This window comes from Lysobacter sp. TAB13 (genome assembly GCF_052113885.1).
Classification (GTDB): Bacteria; Pseudomonadota; Gammaproteobacteria; order Xanthomonadales; family Xanthomonadaceae; genus Lysobacter; species Lysobacter gummosus.
This window is the reverse complement of the sequence record NZ_JBFRDR010000074.1, coordinates 1-684: the sequence shown is the minus strand read 5'-3', so window position 1 is coordinate 684 and position 684 is coordinate 1. Positions and strand designations below refer to the sequence as shown.

Annotated in this window: 1 protein-coding gene; it reads right to left on the bottom strand. The window is 70.4% G+C overall.

The features are described 5' to 3' along the window. Nucleotides 1-518 (bottom strand): hypothetical protein (locus AB4Y92_RS25175; protein WP_441822099.1); only part of this gene is annotated, 518 nt, incomplete at its 3' end. Between the last annotated feature and the right edge of the window lie 166 nt (nucleotides 519-684).

The window sequence follows — 684 nt, the reverse complement described above, 5'->3', positions numbered from 1 at the left end:
GAGCCGGCACTGCCGGAGAGGCCGCCGCCGGAGCTCAGCGTCAGGTTGTCGTTGCTGGCCGGATCGCCGCCAAAAACATCCTCGAGCTTCGCCGGCGAGAAGCGGCGCAGCGGCAGCTGCTCATAATCGATCGGCGGGGAATCGATGCCGAGAAAGGCGGCAAGCCCGGCCGTGCCGACCGCCTGGCCGCCGGAGCCGAGCGCCTGCTCGTCCTCGGCCTCCTTCTTGATCGCSCCGGTCTCGTCCTCGGCCTCCTTGTCCTCGGCCTCGGCCTGCGCCTGCTTCGGTGCGCCTCCCCCAGCCGCATCCTCGCCCGGGGTCTCAGTGGGCGGACCGAGATCGGACTTGGCGTGGCTGGGGAAGAGGCTCTTGACGTAGATCGCGACCGCGGTCAGCGCGAGCACGACCAGCGCCGGCCAGCGCGACGGTGCCGCGTCCTCGTCCGTGATCTTGCGGTAGCTCTGCTCCGCGGTGGGCGCGCCCGGCGCCGGAGACTTGAGGGTCTTGATCTCGATCATGCCGACACCCGTTCATGCGCAGGCTTGAAGGGAGCTGCGATGGGACTGGCCTGCGGCATCCGCAGCGGGGCTGCCGGCGCGCTCGCTGGTGCAACCTGCGTCGTCGCCGGGGTCAGGATCTCATTGCGCGGCCCGAAGGCGGCGAGCTTGCCGTTCTGGATGACGC